This window comes from Paucibacter sediminis, from assembly GCF_030254645.1.
In the GTDB taxonomy this organism is placed as follows: Bacteria; Pseudomonadota; Gammaproteobacteria; order Burkholderiales; family Burkholderiaceae_C; genus Paucibacter_B; species Paucibacter_B sediminis.
In genome coordinates this window covers 2802570-2825132 of sequence record NZ_CP116346.1, presented here as the reverse complement: position 1 = coordinate 2825132, position 22563 = coordinate 2802570, and the positions used below count along the sequence as shown (strand labels likewise).

20 protein-coding genes and 1 tRNA gene are annotated in these 22563 nt (G+C 67.2%); 10 read left to right on the top strand and 11 right to left on the bottom strand.

Features of this window, described 5'->3' with window-relative positions:
* Positions 1 to 17: 17 nt before the first annotated feature.
* The 7 genes from PFX98_RS13110 to PFX98_RS13080 form a co-directional block, all read right to left on the bottom strand.
* Positions 18 to 1184, bottom strand: a complete 1167-nt coding sequence (locus tag PFX98_RS13110) for a ribonucleotide-diphosphate reductase subunit beta (RefSeq protein ID WP_285230946.1) — start codon at positions 1182 to 1184, stop codon at positions 18 to 20.
* A 256-nt stretch (positions 1185 to 1440) separates the two neighbouring features.
* Positions 1441 to 4356 carry a ribonucleoside-diphosphate reductase subunit alpha gene (locus tag PFX98_RS13105; RefSeq protein WP_285230945.1) on the bottom strand — a complete coding sequence of 972 codons (2916 nt, stop codon included), beginning with the start codon at positions 4354 to 4356 and terminating at the stop codon, positions 1441 to 1443.
* 666 nt (positions 4357 to 5022) lie between these two features.
* Positions 5023 to 5625 carry a 1,6-anhydro-N-acetylmuramyl-L-alanine amidase AmpD gene (gene ampD, locus PFX98_RS13100; RefSeq protein ID WP_285230944.1) on the bottom strand — a complete coding sequence of 201 codons (603 nt, stop codon included), beginning with the start codon at positions 5623 to 5625 and terminating at the stop codon, positions 5023 to 5025.
* On the bottom strand, positions 5606 to 7171 hold the full coding sequence (locus PFX98_RS13095; protein ID WP_285230943.1) for a sigma-54-dependent transcriptional regulator: 1566 nt from the start codon (positions 7169 to 7171) through the stop codon (positions 5606 to 5608). The genes ampD and PFX98_RS13095 overlap by 20 nt, the downstream gene beginning before the upstream one ends.
* Positions 7168 to 9051: a sensor histidine kinase gene (locus PFX98_RS13090; RefSeq protein ID WP_285230942.1), complete on the bottom strand. Its 1884-nt coding sequence runs from the start codon at positions 9049 to 9051 to the stop codon at positions 7168 to 7170. Before PFX98_RS13090 ends, PFX98_RS13095 begins: the two co-directional genes overlap by 4 nt.
* Positions 9048 to 9305, bottom strand: coding sequence for a PP0621 family protein (locus tag PFX98_RS13085; protein ID WP_285230941.1), 258 nt, complete (start codon positions 9303 to 9305; stop codon positions 9048 to 9050). Before PFX98_RS13085 ends, PFX98_RS13090 begins: the two co-directional genes overlap by 4 nt.
* Positions 9306 to 10097, bottom strand: a complete 792-nt coding sequence (locus PFX98_RS13080) for a cytochrome C assembly family protein (protein WP_285230940.1) — start codon at positions 10095 to 10097, stop codon at positions 9306 to 9308. It abuts the gene before it with no gap.
* A gap of 79 nt (positions 10098 to 10176) precedes the next feature.
* Here PFX98_RS13080 and ffh point away from each other — a divergent pair, with 79 nt between their 5' ends.
* Positions 10177 to 11562: a signal recognition particle protein gene (ffh, locus tag PFX98_RS13075; protein WP_285230939.1), complete on the top strand. Its 1386-nt coding sequence runs from the start codon at positions 10177 to 10179 to the stop codon at positions 11560 to 11562.
* 12 nt (positions 11563 to 11574) lie between these two features.
* Here ffh and ftsY read toward each other — a convergent pair whose 3' ends face one another.
* Positions 11575 to 12624 carry a signal recognition particle-docking protein FtsY gene (gene ftsY / locus PFX98_RS13070; protein WP_285230938.1) on the bottom strand — a complete coding sequence of 350 codons (1050 nt, stop codon included), beginning with the start codon at positions 12622 to 12624 and terminating at the stop codon, positions 11575 to 11577.
* A 120-nt stretch (positions 12625 to 12744) separates the two neighbouring features.
* Between ftsY and PFX98_RS13065 the strand changes: the two genes are divergently transcribed.
* From PFX98_RS13065 to miaB, 3 genes are all read left to right on the top strand, one after another.
* Positions 12745 to 12821, top strand: a tRNA-Met gene (locus PFX98_RS13065).
* Between the two features lie 168 nt (positions 12822 to 12989).
* Positions 12990 to 13331, top strand: coding sequence for a hypothetical protein (locus tag PFX98_RS13060; protein WP_285230937.1), 342 nt, complete (start codon positions 12990 to 12992; stop codon positions 13329 to 13331).
* A 63-nt stretch (positions 13332 to 13394) separates the two neighbouring features.
* On the top strand, positions 13395 to 14753 hold the full coding sequence (gene miaB / locus PFX98_RS13055) for a tRNA (N6-isopentenyl adenosine(37)-C2)-methylthiotransferase MiaB (protein ID WP_285230936.1): 1359 nt from the start codon (positions 13395 to 13397) through the stop codon (positions 14751 to 14753).
* Here miaB and PFX98_RS13050 read toward each other — a convergent pair.
* Positions 14743 to 15015 (bottom strand): hypothetical protein, encoded by a 273-nt coding sequence (locus PFX98_RS13050; RefSeq protein WP_285230935.1) that lies wholly within the window; start codon positions 15013 to 15015, stop codon positions 14743 to 14745. The two genes, miaB and PFX98_RS13050, sit on opposite strands and share 11 nt — an antisense overlap.
* 112 nt (positions 15016 to 15127) lie before the next feature.
* Between PFX98_RS13050 and hemA the strand changes: the two genes are divergently transcribed.
* The 6 genes from hemA to PFX98_RS13020 all read left to right on the top strand — a co-directional run bounded on the left by hemA (position 15128) and on the right by PFX98_RS13020 (position 20187).
* Positions 15128 to 16423 (top strand): glutamyl-tRNA reductase, encoded by a 1296-nt coding sequence (hemA, locus tag PFX98_RS13045; protein WP_285230934.1) that lies wholly within the window; start codon positions 15128 to 15130, stop codon positions 16421 to 16423.
* 75 nt (positions 16424 to 16498) lie between these two features.
* Positions 16499 to 17581 (top strand): peptide chain release factor 1, encoded by a 1083-nt coding sequence (gene prfA, locus PFX98_RS13040; RefSeq protein WP_285230933.1) that lies wholly within the window; start codon positions 16499 to 16501, stop codon positions 17579 to 17581.
* Positions 17578 to 18399: a peptide chain release factor N(5)-glutamine methyltransferase gene (gene prmC / locus PFX98_RS13035; RefSeq protein WP_285230932.1), complete on the top strand. Its 822-nt coding sequence runs from the start codon at positions 17578 to 17580 to the stop codon at positions 18397 to 18399. The genes prfA and prmC overlap by 4 nt, the downstream gene beginning before the upstream one ends.
* A 184-nt stretch (positions 18400 to 18583) precedes the next feature.
* Positions 18584 to 19177 (top strand): hypothetical protein, encoded by a 594-nt coding sequence (locus PFX98_RS13030; protein ID WP_285230931.1) that lies wholly within the window; start codon positions 18584 to 18586, stop codon positions 19175 to 19177.
* A 122-nt stretch (positions 19178 to 19299) separates the two neighbouring features.
* Positions 19300 to 19617: a Grx4 family monothiol glutaredoxin gene (gene grxD, locus PFX98_RS13025; RefSeq protein ID WP_285230930.1), complete on the top strand. Its 318-nt coding sequence runs from the start codon at positions 19300 to 19302 to the stop codon at positions 19615 to 19617.
* A 3-nt stretch (positions 19618 to 19620) separates the two neighbouring features.
* Positions 19621 to 20187, top strand: coding sequence for a UbiX family flavin prenyltransferase (locus PFX98_RS13020; protein WP_285230929.1), 567 nt, complete (start codon positions 19621 to 19623; stop codon positions 20185 to 20187).
* Here PFX98_RS13020 and PFX98_RS13015 read toward each other — a convergent pair whose 3' ends face one another.
* Both PFX98_RS13015 and PFX98_RS13010 read right to left on the bottom strand, forming a co-directional pair.
* A complete protein-coding gene (locus PFX98_RS13015) occupies positions 20188 to 20799 on the bottom strand; it encodes a lytic transglycosylase domain-containing protein (protein WP_425334601.1) in 612 nt (203 codons plus the stop codon).
* Positions 20796 to 22541 carry a proline--tRNA ligase gene (locus PFX98_RS13010; protein WP_285230928.1) on the bottom strand — a complete coding sequence of 582 codons (1746 nt, stop codon included), beginning with the start codon at positions 22539 to 22541 and terminating at the stop codon, positions 20796 to 20798. Before PFX98_RS13010 ends, PFX98_RS13015 begins: the two co-directional genes overlap by 4 nt.
* Positions 22542 to 22563 lie beyond the last annotated feature (22 nt).

The window sequence follows — 22563 nt, the reverse complement described above, 5'->3', positions numbered from 1 at the left end:
TACCCACGGGTGCCCTGTCAGTCCCAACTCAGCGCGCCACCGGACTGGTATTCGATGACGCGGGTTTCGAAGAAGTTGCGTTCCTTCTTCAGGTCGATCATTTCGCTCATCCAGGGGAACGGGTTTTCCTCGTTCGGGAAGAGCTCCTCGAGGCCGATCTGCGTGGCGCGACGGTTCGCGATATAGCGCAGATAGCCCTTGAACATCGATGCATTCAGGCCGAGCACGCCGCGCGGCATGGTGTCCTCGGCATAGCGGTACTCCAGCTCCACCGCCTTCAGGAACAGGGCCTTGATCTCGGCCTTGAACTCGGCCGTCCACAGATGCGGGTTCTCCAACTTGATCTGGTTGATCAGGTCGATGCCGAAGTTGCAGTGCATGGACTCGTCGCGCAGGATGTACTGGTACTGCTCGGCTGCACCCGTCATCTTGTTCTGGCGCCCCATGGCCAGGATCTGCGTGAAGCCGACGTAGAAGAACAGGCCTTCCATCAGGCAGGCGAACACGATCAGGCTCTTCAGCAGGGTCTGGTCATTCTGCGGCGTGCCGGTGACGAAGTGCGGATCCATGATGGCGTCGATGAAGGGGATCAGGAACTCGTCCTTGTCCCGGATCGACTGCACTTCGTGATACGCGTTGAAGATCTCGCTCTCGTCCAGGCCCAGGGACTCGACGATGTACTGGTAGGCGTGCGTGTGGATCGCTTCCTCGAAGGCCTGGCGCAGCAGGAACTGGCGGGCCTCGGGCGCGGTGATGTGACGGTAGGTGCCCAACACGATGTTGTTGGCGGCCAGCGAATCGGCGGTGACGAAGAAGCCGAGATTGCGCTTGATGATGCGGCGCTCGTCTTCGCTCAAACCGGCCGGGTCCTTCCACAGCGCGATGTCGCGCGACATGTTGACCTCTTGCGGCATCCAGTGGTTCGCGCAGGTGGCGAGGTACTTCTCCCAGGCCCACTTGTACTTGAACGGCACCAGCTGATTTACATCGGTCTGGCCATTGATGATGCGCTTGTCGGCGGCGTTGACGCGGCGCGTGCTGGCGGCGTCATGCGAAGAGGCGGCGGAAGAATGCTGCGCGGAGGCTTCGGCACGCGCGACCGGCGGAGTGCTCGTCGCTGCGTTTGTGTGGGCGCTAACAGTCGCGCTTTGCGTGGGCTTCAGTTCTTCTTCCCAAACCAACATGGTGGCCTTCCTATCGTCGTGAATTATCAGAGTGTTGTGTTCAAACACCAAGGACTTCTTGACAGCGCAGCGTGTTCGCTGTTGCTGGCCTGCATCGATTTTGCGCAGCCTGAGCGCGCTCTGCAGTGCTGCTGTTCAAGCGCTCATCGATGCATTCGAAAAACAGCCGATCGCCGTTTGCATCGATGAACACTCGCATCGCGGGCGTTCATGATTTGCCGCGACCACCTCTCGGCGATCGCGGCAAGCACTTCAATTACTGGCAAGCCTCGCAGCCCGGATCGTCGATCGAGCAGAACTTGATGTCGGTGGCGGGCGTTGCATCCGCGCTGACAACAGGTGCTGCCTGCGGTGCCGGCGCGGCCACTGCGGGTGCTGCGTTCATGCCGCCAGCGTTCGACACCGAGTTCAACTGACCCGACTTCGTGACCGTGCTCTTCTCGGCCGACGAGGCGCTCATGGTGCGCAGGTAGTAGGTCGTCTTCAGGCCGCGCAACCAGGCGAGCTTGTAGGTCTCATCGAGCTTCTTGCCCGAGGCACCAGCCATATAGATGTTGAGCGACTGCGCCTGGTCGATCCACTTCTGGCGGCGCGCCGCGGCTTCCACCAACCACTGCGTCTCGACTTCGAACGCGGTGGCGTAAAGGGCCTTGAGCTCTTCGGGCACGCGGTCGATACGACGCAGCGAACCGTCGAAGTGCTTCAGGTCCATCACCATCACGTCGTCCCACAGACCCAGCTTCTTCAGGTCGCGCACCAGCGATTCGTTGATGACGGTGAACTCGCCGCTGAGGTTGGACTTGACCGAGAGGTTGCCGAAGCAGGGCTCGATCGAGGCATCCACGCCAATGATGTTGGAGATGGTGGCCGTGGGGGCGATCGCCACGCAGTTGCTGTTGCGCATGCCATGCGCGGCGATGCGCCCACGCAGGGCATCCCAGTCCATGCTGCTGCTGCGGTCCACTTCCACATAGCCGCCGCGTGCCTCGGCCAGCAGGTTCAGCGAGTCGATCGGCAGGATGCCGCGATCCCACAGCGAGCCGCGGTACGAGGAGTAACGGCCACGCTCTTCGGCCAACTGGGTCGAGGCCCAGTAGGCGTAGTAGCAGACGGCTTCCATCGAGCGGTCGGCGAATTCGACGGCTGCCTCGGAGGCATAGGGCGTGCGCAGCGCATACAGCGCGTCCTGGAAGCCCATGATGCCCAGACCCACCGGGCGGTGGCGCAGGTTCGAGTCACGCGCCTTCTTGACGGCGTAGTAGTTGATGTCGATGACGTTGTCCAGCATGCGCATGGCCGTGGCAATCGTCTTCTTCAGCTTGTCGTGGTCGATCTGACCGTCCTTCAGGTGCTGCACCAGATTCACCGAACCAAGGTTGCAGACCGCGATCTCGTTGTCGTTGGTGTTGAGCGTGATCTCGGTGCAGAGGTTGGACGAGTGCACCACGCCCACATGCTGCTGCGGCGAGCGCACGTTGCAGGCGTCCTTGAAGGTGATCCAGGGATGGCCGGTCTCGAACAGCATCGAGAGCATCTTGCGCCACAGGTCCTTGGCTGGCATGCGCTTGAAGAGCTTGATCTCGCCGCGGTCGGCCTTGGCCTCGTAGGCCACATAGGCTTCTTCGAAGGCCTTGCCGAACAGGTCGTGCAGGTCGGGGCAGGTCGAGGGGCTGAACAGCGTCCAGTCGCCACCATCCATGACACGGCGCATGAACAGATCGGGGATCCAGTTCGCGGTGTTCATGTCGTGGGTGCGGCGGCGATCGTCGCCGGTGTTCTTGCGCAGCTCCAGGAACTCTTCGATGTCCAGGTGCCAGCTTTCCAGATAGGCGCAGACGGCGCCCTTGCGCTTGCCGCCCTGGTTCACCGCCACCGCGGTGTCGTTCACCACCTTGAGGAAGGGCACCACGCCCTGGCTCTTGCCGTTCGTGCCCTTGATGTGCGAGCCGAGCGCGCGCACCGGGGTCCAGTCATTGCCCAGGCCGCCGGCGAACTTGGAGAGCAGCGCGTTTTCCTTCAGCGCCTCGTAGATGCCGTCCAGATCGTCGGCCACGGTGGTCAGGTAGCAGCTGGAGAGCTGCGAGCGGCGCGTGCCGGAGTTGAACAGCGTGGGCGTCGAGCTCATGAAGTCGAAGCTCGAGAGCACCTCGTAGAACTCGATCGCGCGCGCTTCGCGGTCAATTTCGTTGAGCGCCAGACCCATCGCCACGCGCATGAAGAAGGCCTGCGGCATCTCGATGCGCTTGCCATCGCTGTGCAGGAAGTAGCGATCGAACAGGGTCTGCAGACCCAGGTAATCGAACTGCAGGTCGCGCTCGGCCTTCAGGGCCGCGCCCAGCTTGACCAGGTCGTACTGCTGCAGGCGCTCGTCCAGCAACTCGGCCTGCACGCCCTTCTTGATATAGCCGGGGAAGTAGTCGACATAGCGGGCCTGCATCTGCTCATGCGTGACCTCTTCGCCGAGGATCTCGCGGCGGATGGTGTGCATCAGCAGGCGCGCGGTGGCGCGCGTGTAGCCGGGGTCCTTCTCGATCAGGGTGCGGGCGGCCAGGATGGCGGCCTTGTAGACCTCGTCGATGGGCACGCCGTCGTAGAGGTTGCGCTTGGTCTCGGCCAGGATGGGATCGGGCTTCACGTCGGCGCCCAGATTGGCGCAGGCCGACACGATCAGGCCCTGCAGGCGCGCCAGGTCCAGCGGCACACGCACGCCGCCGTCGATCACCGTCAGCTGGGCCTCGGCCACCGGCGCCGCCACCTCACCCTGGCGCAGGCGCTCCTGCGAACGGCGCTCGCGGTACAGCACATAGGCGCGCGCCACTTCATGGTGGCCGCCGCGCATCAGGCCCAGTTCCACATGGTCCTGCACGTCCTCGATATGGAAGGTGCCGCCGCTGGGGCGCGAGCGCAGCAGTGCGCGCACCACCGCTTCGGTCAGGCCGTCCACCGTCTCGCGCACGCTGGCCGAGGCCGCACCCGTCGTGCCATGCACGGCCAGGAAGGCCTTCATCAGGGCGATGGCGATCTTGCTGGGCTCGAACGAGACCACCGCGCCGTTGCGGCGGATGATCTGGTAGGCCGCATAGGCCGAATGGGTCGATTGCTTGGGTGCGCCGCCGCCCACGGAGGCGGTGTGCGCGTGCTCGGCAGGCGTGCTGGCAACAACGGTTTGCATGCTTTTCTTTCCTCGTCTGGTCTCGTTCGAATCTGAAATGGGCAAAACCACGACGCGCCACCGGGCGGTCGGGCTTCAGGCTTCAAATGGTTTGGGAGGCGCCCGGTCAAAGCGGCACTCCACGGAACGCAAGACGAGGTCTGCGCGTTCCGGCGCATGCGATGGTGCTGACCGGGTGATCACCGACAAAAAAGCGCCGCAGTGAGCGGCGCCTTTCCGGGCCCATCCACGCATTGCCTGATCGCCTGAACGCTTGGCAGACACCAAGGTTCGAGGGCTGACGGCAGCGGCTGCGACGGGCATGTCAGTGATTTCCCAAGTCAGAAGGATAGCATGAAGAGACACTATATCTGGGGGTCCAGGCCTCTTCAAGCACTACCAATAGCGTGCGAACCCCGTTGACGGGCAAGACCTGACACGCTAGCGAAAGGCTCGCCCGCCGCCATCCAAGGGCTGCCGCGGGGCTGCGGCCTAGCGCCAGGCCCGATGGCATCGGGGCTGTGCACACAGGGGCCTTTGTTTGCCGGGCCTGCAGCGCCAAATCGGCCGCGAGGCCGCGCCAAATAAGCGTCGCGGCGGGATCTCGCAGGGCCGGCGCGGACCGCGTCGGCGGCACCTCATCGCGGGCCGGAAATCCTGCCGCCGGCCCAGCCCTGGTGCAGACCCCTAGATCATCGGCAGCTCAAGACCGGCACTCGCCACGCTGCTGCGCAGCCGGGCCCAGTCGAAGCCCGGGCCGGGGTCTTTTTTGCGGCCGGGCGCCACATGCTCATGCCCGACCACGCTGCGAATCGGGTAGGCACGGCGCAGGCCCGCGAGCAGTGCCTGCAGGGCCTCGTACTGCGCCGCCTCGAAGCGCTCGCCCTCCAGGCCTTCGAGCTCGATGCCGATGGAGTAGTCATTGCAGTTCTCGCGCCCGCAATAGCTGGAGGCGCCGGCATGCCAGGCACGCTGGTCGCAGGAGACGAACTGCAGCAGCGCGCCATCGCGGCGTATCAGGAAATGCGCCGAGACCTGCAGGCCGCGTATGGTCTGGTAATACGGATGGGCATCGAAATCGAGCCGGTTGGTGAACAGGCGCTCGATCGCATCGCCGCCATACTCGCCCGGCGGCAGGCTGATGCTGTGCAAGACCAGCAGATCGATGGGCATGCCCTCGGGGCGCGTGCCGAAGTTGGGCGAGTCCAGACGCGTGGCCGCCTGCCACCAGCCTTCACACCACCCATCTGGCCACCCCGGCGCGCCGGACTCAGAGCCCCTCGCTGCCATCACTCTCACCCACGGTGATGTGCAGACGCGCCATGCGGTAGCGCATCTGTCGCAGCGACAAGCCCATGCTGGCGCCTGCGGCGGTGCGGTTGTTGCGGTGCTGCTCCAGCGCCCGTATCAGGATGCCGCGCTCCACTTCGTCCAGATAGGCCGCCAGATCGCTGGGCAGGGGCTGCTCGGCACCGCCGGGCGCCACCACGGTGTTCGCCTCGCCGGGCAGGCCGCCCAGCTCGCTGGGCGTGAACTCGGCATCGTCCAGCAGCGACTCGGGCAGGCCGAGGTCGTCGGCGTCGATGCGCTCGCCGCCTGAGAGCGCCAGGGCGCGGTGCAGCAGGTTCTCGAGTTCGCGCACATTGCCCGGGAAGGCATAGCGCGCCAACTGCGCCAGCGCCGCCGCGGTGAGCACCGGCACCGGCGTCACCCCGGCATCCTGGGCAATGCGCGTCAGCACGCGCTCGCTGATGGGGCGCAGATCCTCGATGCGCTCGCGCAGCGGCGGCACGCGAATCTGGATCACGTTCAGCCGGTAATACAAGTCCTGCCGGAAGCGCCCCGCCCCCACCTCCAGCGCCAGATCCTTGTGGGTGGCGCTGAGCAGGCGCACATTCACCGGCGCCTCCACCACCGCCCCCACCGGCCGCACCGAGCGCTCCTGCAGCGCACGCAGCAGCTTGGACTGCATGGCAAGCGGCAGGTCGCCGATTTCATCCAGGAACAGGGTGCCGCCATTGGCCGCCTGGAAGAAGCCCTCGCGGTCTTCGCTGGCGCCGGTGAAGGCGCCCTTGCGATAGCCGAAGAACTCGGCCTCCAGCAATTGCTCGGGAATGGCGCCGCAGTTCACCGCGATGAAGGGCTGGGCCGAACGCGCGCTGACATCGTGGATGGCGCGCGCCACCAGCTCCTTGCCGGTGCCCGACTCGCCGTGCAGCAGCACCGGCGCCATGCTGCGCGCCACCTTCTCGATCAGCGCGCGCACCTGCTGCATCGCCAGCGAGTCGCCCACCAAACGATCCAGGGCGGTGGCCGCGCGCGTGTCGGCCAGCGCCTGGGCACTGGGCGCCGCCTTGCGGGGCAGCGGCGCCGGCGCGCGCGGCGTCGGCAGGGTCGGCTCCTGGGTGGCCGCCTCGGAGGGCAGCTGCGAGGGCACGACCGAGGGCAGGCTGGCCGGCATGCGCCCCAGTGCCGAGGCCACCACCATGCGGAACTGGCGCAGGTCCACCGGCTTGGTAAGGTAGTCGTAGGCGCCGGCCTTGAGCGCCTCCACCGCGTTCTCGGCCGAGCCATAGGCAGTGATCACCAGCGTCTTCTCCTGGCGGCCCTGCTGCTCCAGCCAGCGCAGGATGTCCAGGCCGCTGCCATCGGGCAGGCGCATATCGGTGATGACGGCGCTGTAGCGCCTGGCCTTCAGTCGCGCCAGGCCGTCTTCGACGCTGCCCGCGGTGTCCAGCTCATAACCCTCGCGCAGCAGGGTCAGCTCGTAAAGCGTGCGCAGATCGGGCTCATCGTCGACGACCAGAAGGCTGAATGCGGGTGCTGCTGTGCTCATGTCGGGACGGCGTGGGCGGCCACGCGCTTGAGTATGACGGAGAACTCATTGCCGGGCGGCTCCAGCTCGACCCGCCGGGCGTACTCGATGCGCCCGCCATAGCGCTCGCACAACTCGCGGCAGATATAGAGGCCCAGCCCGGAGCCGCGGCTGCGGGTGGAGAAGAAGGGTTCGAACAGATGCCGCTCCACATCCGGCGGTATGGCATCGCCCAGGCTCAGCACCGACAACACCGCCCATTGCTCGGACTGCGCGCGCAGGCTCACCTGCACCGCCCCCGGCAGCTCATGCGCGTGGCGCAGGCCGTTGTCCAGCAGATTGACGAGGATGCGGCGCAGATGCTCGGGCTCGAAGCTGACCTGGATGGCATGCTCGGCCAGTTCCACGCGCAGCAACTCGCTGCGCGGCGCCAGCTCGAGGCCGTTGGTGCGCGCCCAGTCCTGACAGACCTGCGCCACCAGCTCGCTGGCATTCACCGGCATCGGCTCGGGCACCACGCCGGGGGCCACCTCCATGACATCGTCGACGATGCGCTTGAGGCGTTGCACATTGGAAGCCACCATGCCGGTGAGCTGCGCGCTGCGCGCGTCCAGGCCGTCCTCGGCCAGCAGGGCATTGGCCTGGGCGATCGCCGCCAGCGGGTTGCGGATCTCGTGGGCGATGCCCGCCGACACGCGCCCCATCGCGGCCAGCTTCTCCTGGCGGCTGCGCGCCTGCACATTGCGGTTGTCCTCGACAAAGAGCACGCAGAGGTCCTCGCTGGCATCGGACTCGCGCCGGCGCGTGAAGCGCATGCGCACGCGCAGACTGCGCTGCAGCGCGACATGGAATTCCAGCTGCACGTCCCGCCCGGCCTCCGGCCAGACGCCCTCCGCAAAAGCGCGCTCCACCGCCGCCACCAGCGGGGCCCAGGCGAGCACGCCGCGCAGCTGGAACGGCGCGGTGCGCACCATGCCGCCGTCCGACAGCAGCGCCCGCGCGGCCGGGTTGGCGGCACGCACGCGGCCGCGCCGGTCCACCACCAGCACGCCCTCCTGCATCTCGTCGATCACGAGCCGGTTCAGCTCGGCCTGCTGGCGCGCCAGCTCCATGCTGCCGCGCGCGGATTGCTCCTCGCGCGCCAGCCGGCTGGCCAGCTCGCTGGCGAGCAGGCTGACGACGAAGAAGCCGCTGCCCACCAGGCCGGCCTGGGTCAGACGCAGGCCGGCATCCACGCCATGCGCCAGCGACCACAGTGCCGCCCCCAGCAGCACCAGGGTCGCCAGCGCCGCGGTGGCGAGCGCAAACAGCCGGGGCGTCAGCACGCCGGCCATCAACACCGGCATGATGAAGAGCGCGGCAAAGCTGAGGCCGCTGCCCGCGTCCAGCATGTGCAAGGCGCCGAACAGGGCCAGGTCAAAGCCGATGCTGAGCAGCCATTGCCAGCCCGTCAGCCGCGCCAGCTGGCGCGCTGCGCCGGCCTGCACGAAGTTCGACCACAGCCAGAGCCCCAGCGCCTGCGCCGCATAACCCACCGACAGGCCCAGCAGCCAATCGGGCGCCAGCGTGCCGAAGGCGCGCGCCATCAGCTGCGTCGCGGCAAGCGCCAGCCCCAGCGCCGCGCGCGCGCCGAGGAAGGCGCGATACAGGCGCTGGAAGGCATCGCCGCTCGCATCGCCATGCAGGTGACGCGCCGGCTGGAAAAAGAACTGCGAATCGCCGCCCGCGCCCTCCGGCGCCTCATGGGCCAGCCCGCCCCAGTCGGTATCGCCCTGGCTGGGGCCGAACCACGAGGCCTGTGCGTCCGCCCCGGCATCGGGGCCGCGACGCTGGCTGCGCCGGCGCTCGGCACGGCGGCGTTCGGTGCCGCGACGATCGGCCGGGGGCAGGTCTTGCCTCATGCCGGAGGCGGGTTGCGCGCCTCGAAGGCCGCCCTGTGCGCAGCGCTGCAGAACTGCCCGCCGCGGCCGGGCAAGGCGTCCTGCTGCGGCAGATGCAGGCCGCACTCGGCGCAGCTCACCATCGCCTGGGGCTGGGCCGGCGACGGCGCAGGCGCTTCATCGCGCCGCCCAGCCTGTGGCGGCCGCGCGCGCTTCAGGCCCAGCATGTAGAACAGCAGCGCCAGCAAGGCGATCAGGACCAGGAATTTCAACATTCAGACCACTCCCCGCTGCAGCACCACCTCAAGCACAAAGCGCGAGCCGGCATAGGACAGCAGCAGCAGCGCGGCGCCGAAGTAGAGCCAGCGCGTGGCGCGCCGGCCGCGCCAGCCGAACACATGGCGGCCGGTGAGCAGGCCGGTCAGCACCAGCCAGCCCAGCACGGACAGCAGATTCTTGTGGTCCCAGCGCCAATGCGGCGTGAACCACCAGCCCAGCAGCAGGGCCAGCGACAGCACGGTCACGCCCGCGCCCACGAACTGGAAGGTCAGGCGCTCGAGCCTGAGCAAGGGCATGCCCAGCGCCACCACGCCCTGGCCCTTGCGCGAACGCATCTCTCGCTCGGCGCGATTCAGCATCGCGGCATGCAGCACGGCCACACCGAACAAGCCGTACGAGGCCAGCCCCATCACCCAATGCAGCGGCGCCCAGGGCGAGGCGGCCAGCGGCCGGCTCTCGCCCGGAAACGCCCAGGCCAGCAGCACCACGGCCGCCCCCAGCGCCGACAGCACGCGGCGCGCCCCCGGCAGCGGCACGAAGCGGCTCTCCACCAGATAGACGCCCAGCACCAGCCACAGCGTCATCGACAGCGCCGGCGCAAAGCCGAAGCGCGCGCCGGGCTGCGGCAGGCCGATGCCGGCGATGTCCAGCAGCAGCGCCAGCAGGTGCACCGCCCACACCGCCACCAGCATGCCGCGCAGGCCCTGCTGGCGCGTTTCGGCGGTGAAAGCCGCGGCCGTATAGCCGGCCGCGCAGAGCAAACTGAGCCCCGCAAGCCAGGCGCTCACGGACTCTGGAGTGGCGAACGATAAAATCATCGCCACAGTGTACTTATGCGCGACCACCTTCCCGGTGGCGCCTCCCCCCATGGCATCCACCCTGACCGACCGCCTGAGCCTGCTCGTGAAAACGATGCGCGGCCAGGCCCGCATCACCGAAAGCAATGTGCAGGACATGCTGCGCGAAGTGCGCATGGCCCTGCTGGAGGCCGACGTGGCCCTGCCGGTGGTGCGCGACTTCATCGCGCGGGTGAAGGAAAAAGCCCTGGGCGCCGAGGTGGTGGGCTCGCTCTCCCCCGGCCAGGCCCTGGTGGGCATCGTGCACAAGGAGCTTGCCGCCACCATGGGCGAGGGCGTCAGCGACATCAACCTGGCGGCCCAGCCGCCGGCGGTGATCCTGATGGCCGGCCTGCAGGGGGCGGGCAAGACCACCACCACCGCCAAGCTCACCAAGCACCTGATCGAGAAGCGCAAGAAAAAGGTGCTGACGGTCTCGGCCGACGTCTACCGCCCCGCCGCCATCGAGCAGCTCAAGACCGTCACCGCCCAGGCCGGAGGCGAATGGTTCGCCTCCTCACCCGACCAAAAGCCGCGCGAGATCGCGCTGGCGGCGCTGGACTACGCCAAGAAGCATTACTTCGACGTGCTGCTGGTCGACACCGCCGGCCGCCTGGCGATCGATGAGGCCTTGATGGCCGAGATCAAGGAGCTGCACGCCACGCTCAACCCGGTCGAGACCCTGTTCGTGGTGGACGCCATGCAGGGTCAGGATGCGATCAACACCGCCAGGGCCTTCAAGGAGGCCTTGCCGCTCACCGGCGTGATCCTCACCAAGCTGGATGGCGACTCGCGCGGCGGGGCCGCACTCTCGGTGCGTCAGGTCACCGGCGCGCCGATCAAGTTTGCCGGCGTGTCTGAAAAGATCGATGGGCTGGAGGTGTTCGACGGCGAGCGCCATGCCGGCCGCGTGCTGGGCATGGGCGACATCGTGGCCCTGGTGGAAGAGGTCAGCAAGGGCGTGGACCTGGCGGCGGCCGAGAAGCTGGCCGGCAAGCTCAAGAGCGGCAGCGGTTTCGACCTCAACGACTTCCTCGCGCAGATCTCGTCGATGAAGAAGATGGGCGGCCTCTCCAGCCTGATGGACAAGCTGCCTACGCAAATGGCTGCCAAGGCGGGTCAGGCCGACATGGACCGCGCCGAGCGAGACATGAAGCGCATGGAAGGCATCCTGAATGCCATGACGGCCAAGGAGCGCCGCCAACCCGCCCTGTTGATGGACGGTAAGAGCAAGGCCAGCCGCAAGCGCCGCATCGCCGCCGGCGCCGGCGTACAGATCCAGGACGTCAACCGCCTGCTGAATCAGTTCGACCAGATGCAGGGCATGATGAAGAAGATGAGCGGCGGCGGCCTGATGAAGATGATGAAGAAGATGGGCGGGATGAAGGGGCTCAAGGGCATGGGAGGCATGGGCTGAGCCCCTCCCGCCTCACTCCAGCAGCGCCTGCGCGAACTCGCGCGCGCTGAAGGTCTGCAGGTCTTCCAGCTTCTCGCCCACGCCGATGAAGTAGACCGGGATGGGCCGCTCGCGTGCAATCGCCGCCAGCACCCCGCCCTTGGCCGTGCCGTCGAGCTTGGTGACGATCAGGCCGGTGAGGCCCAGCGCATCGTCGAAGGCCTTCACCTGGGTCAGCGCGTTCTGGCCGGTATTGCCATCCACCACCAGCAGCACCTCGTGCGGTGCCTCGGCCTGGGCCTTGCCGATCACGCGGCGTATCTTCTTCAGCTCTTCCATCAGATGCAGCTGGGTGGGCAGGCGGCCGGCGGTGTCGGCAATCACCACATCGCAGCCACGCGCGCGGCCGGCCACCACCGCATCGAAGGTCACCGCCGACGGATCGCCCCCCTCCTGGCTGACGATCTCCACCCGCGTGCGATCGGCCCATACCGAGAGTTGCTCGCGCGCCGCGGCGCGGAAGGTGTCGGCCGCGGCCAGCAACACCTTCTGTTCGGCGTCCGCCAGGTGGCGCGTGAGCTTGCCGATGCTGGTGGTCTTGCCGGCACCGTTCACGCCCACCACCATCACCACGGTGGGCTGATGCTCGCCCACGCTCAGCGCCTTTTCGAGCGGCTTGAGCAGCTCGGTCAGCGACTCGATCAGCAAGCCGCGCACCGCCGAGGGCTCGGTGGCCTTGGCCTCCTTGACGCGCCGCTTCAGGTCCTCGAGCAGGAACTCGGTGGCCTTCACGCCCGCATCGGCCATCAGCAGCGCCGCCTCCAGTTCCTCATACAGCGCGTCGTCGATCTGCGTGCCGGTAAAGACCTGGGCGATGCTGGAGCCCGTCTTGCGCAGCCCCTGCTTGAGTTTCTCCAGCCAGCTCTTGCGCGGCGCGGCTTCGGCCACCACCGGCTGAGTGGATTGCGGCGCAGCGGCTGGCGCCACCAGGTCGGGTGCCGCGGAACTCGCCGGCGGCACTGGCACCAGAACCGGCTCCTGAGCGGGTGTGGCGCCAAACTTCTTCTTGAAGAAACTGAACATGAATGCTGCTTTCGGTGCGCTCTTGGACGAGCTGGAACCCGGCGCGAACAGATATTTTTTGTGACCCTTGCGCGAGTGCTTGCATTGTCCTCGAAAACCTGGCTACAATGGTGGGCTTGAGGCGCTTTAGCTCAGCCGGTTAGAGCGACGGAATCATAATCCGCAGGTCCGGGGTTCGAATCCCTGAAGCGCCACCAAAACACCGACACCCGACCTCACGGTCGGGCACAGACGGCCCGAGGAACCCGCCTTCAAAAGCAAAGTTTCCCGGGCCGTTGTCTTTTCTGGTTAGCATTCCTGACCTCCGCAGCCACTGGACACATACCATGTACCGCTGTGTACTTGCCGCCCTGGCGGCCGCAACGATGAGCCTCTCGGCTCATGCGCAAGTCCATCGCCAGTTTCCCGCCCAAGCCTTGCGCGGCGAGCTGACGGTGCTGCAGCCGCCCGACGTGCTGCTGAACGGCCAGCCAGCGCGCTTGGCACCCGGCAGCCGCATCCGCGGCACCGAGAACCTGCTGCAGATGTCGGCCGCCCTGGTCGGGCAAAAGCTGGTGGTGCATTACACCGTGGACATCTCGGGCCTGCTGATGGACCTGTGGGTCCTCAACGAGGCCGAGCTGGCCAACAAGACCTGGCCCCGCACGCCCCAAGAGGCTGCCAGCTGGCAGTTTGACCGCGCCGCGCAGGTCTGGTCCAAGCCCTGATCCGCCACTGATTCACCAGGCCCGGCGGGCGCGCGCGTCGCCCCGCCCGGTCGGAGCAATGCCATGAGCACGACGAAAAAAGTATTCATCAAGACCTTTGGCTGCCAGATGAACGAGTACGACTCGGACAAGATGGCCGATGTGATGGGCGCCGCCGAAGGCTACGAGCCCACCAACGACGTTGAACAGGCCGACCTGATCCTCTTCAACACCTGCTCGGTGCGTGAGAAGGCGCAGGAGAAGGTGTTCTCCGACCTGGGCCGCGTCAAGCATCTGAAGGCCAAGGGCGTGATGATCGGCGTGGGCGGTTGCGTGGCCAGCCAGGAAGGCGCGGCCATCATCGAGCGCGCGCCCTATGTGGACGTGGTGTTCGGCCCGCAGACCCTGCACCGCCTGCCCGCCATGCTGGCCGCGCGCCGTGAGCAGGCGCGCCCGCAGGTGGACATCAGCTTCCCCGAGATCGAGAAGTTCGACAATCTGCCGCCCGCCAAGGTCGATGGCGGCAGCGCCTTCGTCTCCATCATGGAGGGCTGCTCCAAGTACTGCTCGTATTGCGTGGTGCCCTACACCCGCGGCGAGGAAATGTCGCGGCCCTTCGAGGACGTGCTGACCGAGATCGCCGGCCTCGCCGACCAGGGCGTGAAGGAATTCAATCTGCTGGGGCAGAACGTCAACGCCTACCGCGGCAAGATGGGGGACACCGGCGAATACGCCGACCTGGCCCTGCTGCTCGAATACTGCGCCGAGATCCCCGGCATCGAGCGCCTGCGCTTCACCACCAGCCATCCGAATGAATTCAGCCAGCGCCTCATCGAGGCCTATGGCAAGGTGCCGCAGCTGGTGAACCATCTGCATCTGCCGGTGCAGCACGGCAGCGACCGCATCCTGATGGCGATGAAGCGCGGCTACACGGCGCTGGAGTTCAAGAGCACGATCCGCAAGCTGCGCGCCATCCGGCCCGACATCCGCATCGCCAGCGACTTCATCGTCGGCTTCCCGGGCGAAACCGAGGACGACCATGCCAAGCTGATGAAGCTGGTCGACGACGTAGGCTTCGACGCCTCCTTCAGCTTCATCTTCAGCCCCCGCCCGGGCACGCCGGCGGCGAACCTGGAGGACAGCACGCCGTATGAGACCAAGGTCAGGCGCCTGCAGGAGTTGCAGGCCGTGATCGAGGCCAACACGCTTGCGATCAGCCAGCGCATGGTGGGCACGACGCAACGCATCCTGGTTTCGGGCAACGCCCGCAAGGACGCCAGCGAATTGATGGGGCGCACCGAGTGCAACCGCATCGTCAACTTCAAGGGTCACCCGCGCCTGATGAATCAGCTGATCGATGTGCAGATCAGCCAGGCCTTCGCGCATTCGCTGCGCGCCGAGGTGCCCCTGCAGGCCGAATTGGGCGCGGCCCTCAGCGTTTGAGCGTCAGCCACCATTGAGGCAACACCACGCCCAGCAGCGTCAGGCCGTAGCCCAGCATGGTGCCGTCGCGCGCCAGCCAGGCCAGCGCCACCAGCACCGCCAGGCTACCGCCCAAGCCACCCCACAGCAGCAGGCGGCGCCAGGCCAGGGCATGATGCTCGCGCCGCCAGACGAGCTTGATCGCCAGCGCCATCAGGGCGGCCACGCCCCAGGCGGGCGCGAACAGATTGACCAGGTGCCCGAGGGCGTCGACGAGGTTCACGGTGTGCCCAACGGTTCTGAAAAACAGGCAAGCTTGATGCGCATCAAGTTCGAGAGCGGAAAGCCGGCCCCGGCCGCCCGCAAAGATTCGGCTCAAATTTTATAATCGCCCCATGACGGTCTTCGCTCTCGGCCTGAACCACAACTCCGCGCCCCTGGACCTGCGCGGACGTTTCGCGTTCTCGCTGGAGCAATTGGCGCCCACCCTGCTCGGTTTCCGCGACCAGGTGCAGGCCCATGCCCCCCGCAAGGCCACGCCCGAGGCGGCCATGCTCTCGACCTGCAACCGCACCGAGCTCTATGTGGCCGGCAGCCCGGCCCTGGTGCAACCCACGGTGGCCTGGCTGGCCGAGGTGGGCGGCGTGGGCAGTTCGGCGCTGATGGACCATGCCTATGTGATGGAGGGTAGCGCCGCGGCGCGCCACGCCTTCCGCGTGGCCAGCGGCCTGGATTCAATGGTGCTGGGCGAGCCGCAGATCCTGGGCCAGATGAAGCAGGCGGTGCGCGAGGCCGACCAGGCCGGCACCCTGGGCACCACCTTGCACCAGCTGTTTCAGCGCAGCTTCTCGGTGGCCAAGGAAGTGCGCAGCTCCACCGAGATCGGCGCCCACTCCATCAGCATGGCGGCCGCCTCGGTGCGCCTGGCAGCCCAGCTGTTCGAGGATCTCAGCGCAATCAAGGTTCTCTACGTTGGCGCCGGCGAAATGATCGAACTGGTGGCCACCCATTTCGCGGCCAAGAACCCCAAGGCCATGGCGGTGGCGAACCGCACGCTGGAGCGCGGCGAGAAGCTGGCCGGCCATCTGGGTGCCGAGGCGATGCGCTTGTCGGACCTGCCCGATCGCCTGCACGAATTCGACGCGGTGATTTCCTGCACCGCCAGCAGCCTGCCGTTGATCGGCCTGGGCGCGGTGGAGCGGGCGCTGAAGAAGCGCAAGCGCAAGCCCATGTTCATGGTCGATCTGGCCGTGCCGCGCGACATCGAGCAGGAAGTCGCCCAGCTGGACGACGTGTATCTCTACACCGTCGACGATCTGGCGCAGCTGGTGCAATCTGCCGGTGAAAAGCGCCAGGCCGCCGTCGAGCAGGCCGAGGCCATCATCGAGAACGGCGTGCAGAGCTTTGTGCACTGGCTGGGCCAGCGCCACACCGTGCCGCTGATCCAGGCTCTGAATGCCCAGGCCGATGACTGGCGCGCCCTCGAGATCCAGCGCGCCCGCAAGCTGCTGGCGCGCGGCGAGGACGTCGAGGCGGTGCTGGAAGCACTCTCGCGCGGCCTCACCCAGAAGATGCTGCATGGCACCTTGGCCGAGTTGCACGCCGCCGACGGCGAACAGCGCGTGGCCCTGGCGCATACCGTCTCGCGCCTGTTCCTGCGCAAGAGCACCCGCGACCCGGCCGAGCATTAGCGGCGCTGCACCAGCCCGCAACCCCGCGCCCGCATGCTGGGCGCGGCCTTCGTGCTCCAGCCCCCTGACGCTCCCATGAAAGACTCCCTGCGCCAGCAGTTCGAACGCCTTGGCTTCCGACTGCACGAACTCGACTCCACCCTGGCCGACGGCTCCATCGCCGCCGACATGAAGCGCTACCGCGCCCTCACCAAGGAACAGTCCGAAGTCTCGGACCTGGTGACGCGCTACCAGACCTATCTGCAGCGCGAGCGCGACCTGATCGCCGCACGCGAACTGCTGTCCGACCCCGAGGTGGCCGAGATGGCGCGCGAGGAAATCGGCAGCGCCGAGGCCGATCTCGCGCGCCTGCACGAAGAACTCCAGCTGGCCCTGCTGCCGCGCGATCCGGATGACGAGCGCCCGGCCTTTCTGGAAATCCGCGCCGGCGCCGGTGGCGATGAATCGGCACTGTTCGCGGGCGATCTCGCGCGCATGTACATGCGCTTCGCGGAAAGCCAGGGCTGGCGCACCGAAATCCTCTCGGCCAATGAATCCGATCTGGGCGGCTACAAGGAACTGGTGCTGCGCATCGAAGGCCCCTCGGTCTACGGCCGGCTCAAGTTCGAATCGGGCGGGCATCGCGTGCAACGCGTGCCGGCCACCGAATCGCAGGGGCGCATCCATACCAGCGCCTGCACCGTGGCAGTGATGCCGGAACCCGACGAGGCCGAGGAGATCCAGCTCAACCCAGCCGAGCTGCGCATCGACACCTTCCGCGCCAGCGGTGCTGGCGGCCAGCACGTCAACAAGACCGACAGCGCGATCCGCATCACCCACCTGCCCACCGGCCTGGTGGCCGAATGCCAGGACGACCGCAGCCAGCACCGCAACAAGGCCAAGGCCATGGCCGTGCTGGCCGCCCGCCTGCGCGACAAGGACAAGAACGAGCGCGCCGCCAAGGAGGCTGCCACGCGCAAGAGCCTGATCGGCAGCGGCGACCGCAGCGACCGCATCCGCACCTACAACTTTCCGCAGGGCCGGCTCACCGACCACCGCATCAACCTGACGCTCTACAAGCTGGGCGCCATCATGGACGGCGACCTGGGCGACGTTGTACAGGGCCTGCAACAGGCCCAGGCTGCCGAGCAGCTGGCCACCTTGGAAGGCCGGGCATGACCGTCGCCGAGGCCCTGGCACAGGCCCGCGCGGCCGGCCTGGAGCGCCTGGAAGCCCAGCTGCTGCTGGCGCAGCTGCTGCAGTGCGATCGCTCCTGGCTGATCGCCCATGACGACGCCACCGTGCCGCCGGCCTTGAGCGCGCGCTTTGCGGATTGGCTGGCGCAGCGCCTCGACGACGTGCCGCTGGCCTATCTGGCGGGCGAAAAGGAATTCCATGGCCTGCGCCTGCAGGTCAGCCCCGCCACGCTGGTGCCGCGCCCCGACACCGAGCTGCTGGTGGATTGGGCATTGGAGCTGCTGCAGGCCAGCAGCCTGGCCACGCCGCGGGTGCTGGACCTGGGCACCGGCAGCGGTGCGATCGCGCTGGCCATCAAGCACCGCTGCCCCCGCGCCGAGCTGCATGCCTCGGACCGCAGCCCCGCGGCGCTGGCCGTCGCGGCGGCGAATGCGCAGCGCCTGGGGCTGGCCGTGCAGTTCCATTTGGGCAGTTGGTGGGAGCCCTTCGCCGGGCAGCGCTTCGACCTGATCGTCAGCAACCCGCCCTATATCGCCGGCGATGACCCGCATTTGCGGGCGCTGCGGCATGAACCGCTGGCGGCGCTGACACCGGGTGGCGATGGCCTGGCCGACCTGGCCCGCCTGGCCCAGGGCGCACCGGCGCATCTGCGGCCGGGTGGCCATCTGCTGCTGGAGCATGGCTACGACCAAGCCCCGGCCGTCGCGGCCGCGCTACAGGCGGCAGGGTTTGCCGACGTCGATTGCCGGCGCGACCTGGGCGAGCAGCAACGTGCCAGCGGGGGCCGCTGGCCGGGCTGAAGCCGCGCCTGGGCAAGCCCGCAACAGAAAGCCCAACACCGTGCAATTTGCGCTGCACAAGGGCCGGGCCGGGGCGTAGCATCAAGCTCCGAGGGTCACGCAATGCGCGCCCTCCTCCACGCACCGGGAGATCGTCATGCGGGTCATAGCTCGAGTTTCACGCACTCATCTGGCGGGGCTCTTGATGGCTGTTGCGGGACTGTGTGCCGCCCACAGCGCCTGGGCCGACAACGGGCTCAAGCTGGAGCCCCAGGGCCTGGGACGCTGGCAGGCCCGCATCCAGTTGAGCAGCCAGGACGTCAACATCGGCCTGCTGGCCGAACCGCTGCGCAGCGGCGGCTCGCGCCTGCTGAGCGCCAATCTGCTGGGCGACTACTACCTCACCGGTTCGGGCCTCGGCCATGGCATCCAGGGCGGCCTGCGCGCCACCGGCGGTCTGCTGATGGGGCCACTGTCGCTCTCACAAAGCAGTTCGGGCCTGGCACTGGGCCAGGGCGCCGCGCTGCAGAGCCAGAATTTCGCGTTGGGGCAACGCAGCGTCAGCATGCTGTCGGGCGCCGAGCGCGGCGATCCGAGCGCCTCGCTGTCCTATCTAGGCATCGGCTATACAGGGCACTCCTTGCGTGGCGGCTGGGGTTTCAGTGCCGACCTGGGGCTGGTGGGTGGCGGCTATGGCGGCTTCCGTCTGGGCCAGAGCAGCGCCCAGGCGGTGGAAGATCTGCTGCGCGACATGCGCTACAAGCCGGTGCTGCAGCTGGGCCTGTCATACAGCTATTGAGCCAGCATCCGCCCACGCCGCGCGTCCGGGCATTGCCCCTCGCCGATAATGGCCGCCATGCGCGGCCATTGTTTTTTTATCCGCGGCCGCAGCGCCCTCCAACCCTGCAAGGACTAGACGACATGAGCGACGTTCAACAACGCATTGACAGCCTGGTGAAGAGCAACCGCGTGGTGCTGTTCATGAAGGGCACGGCCCAGTTTCCGATGTGCGGCTTCTCCGGCCGCGCCATCCAGATCCTCAAGGCCTGCGGCGTCAATGACCTGAAGACCTTCAACGTGCTGGAAGACGAGGAAGTGCGCCAGGGTATCAAGGACTACGCCAGCTGGCCCACCATTCCGCAGCTGTACGTGAACGGCGAGTTCGTGGGCGGATCGGACATCATGATGGAGATGTACGAGGCCGGCGAGCTGCAGCAGATGCTGGGCCAGCAGGCCTGAGGCATGCGGCAACGCCTGGTTGTCGGCATCACGGGCGCCACCGGCGCGGCCTATGGCTTGCGGCTGCTGCAGCGCGCGCGCGAGCTGGGCGCGGAGACCCATCTGATACTCACCCCGGCCGGGGTGCTGAATGCCCATCATGAGCTGGGGCTGAGCCGCGACGCGCTGGAGCGCGAAGCGGATGCGGCTTACGCGCCCGGCGATGTGGGCGCCTGTGTGGCCAGCGGCAGCTTTGCCAGCACCGCCATGGTGGTGGCGCCCTGCTCGATGAAGAGCCTGGCCGCCATCGCGCATGGCTTTGGCGACAACCTGCTGACGCGCGCGGCCGACGTCACCCTGAAGGAACGCCGCCGCCTCATCCTGATGGTGCGCGAGACGCCCTTCAACCTGGCGCATCTGCGCAATATGACGGCGGTCACCGAGATGGGCGGCATCATCTTTCCGCCCCTGCCGGCCTTCTATCATCACCCGCAAAGCATCGCCGAGATGGTCAACGAGAGTGCCGAGCGGGTGCTGGAACTGGCCGGCCTGGTGGGCGCCACGCCCAAGAGCTGGCAGGGCCTGCGCTGATCAGCGCTCCTCCGGCAGCAGCCATTTGCGCCGGTTGGCGAACACCGCATTCGGATATTCGGGCCGGCCGCGGCTGCCGTTGTAGCGGCCCAGGGCGAGGAACATATCGCCCTGTTCGCGGTCCAGGTAGTGGCGCAGGATCACGCAGCCAAAGCGCAGATTGGTCTGCATATGGAACAGCCTGGAGGCCTGGCCATCGCCGATGGACTTGGCCCAGAAGGGCATCACCTGCATATAGCCGCGCGCGCCGGCCACGCTGATGGCGTATTTGCGGAAACCGCTTTCCACTTCCACCAGGCCCAGCACCAGGGCGGGCTCCAGCCCGGCCCGCTTGGCCTCGTACCAGACGGTCTCAAGGAACTCGATGCGGGTGAGCGCCTCGCTCTTGCGGCTCTTCAGGCGCTCGCTCATCACGCCCAGCCAGCGCAGATAGGCCAGACGGGTATCGGTGGAATCGAAGCGTGGCTTGGGCGGCGCGCTGTTGGCGATCGCCGAGGAGAGCGCCGAGCGCACCTGGTCCTGCAGCGGCTCCTCGATCTGTGCGCCGGCCCAGCCACGACCGGGCAGCGCCAGCCCCGCCAGCGCTGCGAAGAACAGGCCGCGACGCTTCAAAGCTTGAGCTTGCCCTTCAGATGGGCCAGCACCTCGGCCAGCGCCAGCTTGGTAGCCTCGGCGTCACGGCGGCCCTGGTACTCGACCTGGCCTTCCTTGAGGCCACGATCGGACAGCACCACGCGATGCGGCACGCCCACCAGCTCCCAGTCGGCAAACATGGCACCGGGGCGCTCGCCGCGATCATCCAGCAGCACATCGACGCCAAGGGCTTGCAACTCGTCGTGCAGGCGCTCGGCCGCCAGCTTCACTTCCTCGCTGCGGTCCATGCCGATCGGGCACAGCACCACGGTGAAGGGCGCGATCGCATCCGGCCAGATGATGCCGCGCGCATCGTGGTTCTGCTCGATGGCGGCGCCCAGGATGCGGGTCACGCCGATGCCGTAGCAGCCCATCTCCATCGGCTGGGGCTTGCCGTTCTCGTCCAGGAAATTGGCGTTCATCGCGGCTGAGTACTTGGTGCCCAGATAGAACACATGGCCCACCTCGATACCACGCTGGATCGCCAGCACGCCCTTGCCGTCCGGCGAGGGATCGCCCACCACGACGTTGCGGATGTCGGCCACCAGGTCGGGCTCGGGCAGGTCACGCGCCCAGTTGGCACCGGTGTAGTGGAAGTCGGCCTCATTGGCGCCACAGACGAAGTCCGACATCTGGGCCACGGTGCGGTCGGCCACGATCTTGACCGGCTTCTTCAGACCGATCGGGCCCAGATAGCCCGGCTTGCAGCCGAAGTGGTCGTCGATCTCGGCCACGCTGGCGAAGCGGAAGCCTCCCTTCAGCCCTTCGACCTTGCCCGCCTTGACCTCGTTGAGCTCGTGATCGCCACGCACCAGCAGCAGCCAGACGGTGGACTTGACGATGACGCCCTGCTCATCGAGCTCGTCGGTGGCGAGCACCAGGGACTTGACGGTCTGCGTCAGCGGCAGGCCCAGCAGCGCCGCCACGTCCTCGCAAGTGGCCTTGCCCGGGGTCGGCGTCTTCACCAGCGCCTGTGCGGCCGTGCCGCGCGCGTCCAGCAGGGCCACGGCCTCGGCCAGCTCGATGTTGGCGGCGAAATCGCTGCTCGGGCAGTAGACGATGGCGTCTTCGCCGGTATCGGCGATCACCTGGAATTCGTGGGAACGATCACCGCCAATGGCGCCGGTATCGGCGGCGACGGCGCGGTACTGCAGGCCGAGGCGATCGAAGATCTTGCAGTAGGCGCCGTACATGTTCTCGTAGCTGCGCCCGGCGGAGGCGACATCGCGATCGAAGGAGTAAGCGTCCTTCATGGTGAACTCGCGGCCGCGCATGATGCCGAAGCGCGGCCGGCGCTCGTCACGGAACTTGGTCTGGATGTGATAGAAATTCTTGGGCAGCTGCTTGTAGCTGCGCAGTTCCTGCCGGGCGATATCGGTGATCACCTCTTCGGAAGTCGGCTGGATGATGAAGTCGCGGTCATGGCGATCCTTCACGCGCAGCAGCTCGGGGCCCATCTTGTCGAAACGCCCGGTCTCCTGCCACAGCTCGGCCGGCTGCACCACCGGCATCAGCAGCTCCACCGCGCCGGCGCGGTTCATCTCCTCGCGGATGATGGCCTCGACCTTGCGGATCACACGCAGCCCCATGGGCATGTAGTTGTAGATACCGGCCCCCAGGCGCTTGATCATGCCGGCGCGCATCATCAGCTTGTGGCTCACCACCTCGGCATCGGCGGGCGCTTCTTTGAGCGTGGAAATGAAGAACTGGGAGGCTTTCATCGGAACGGGACTGAGGTGTGGG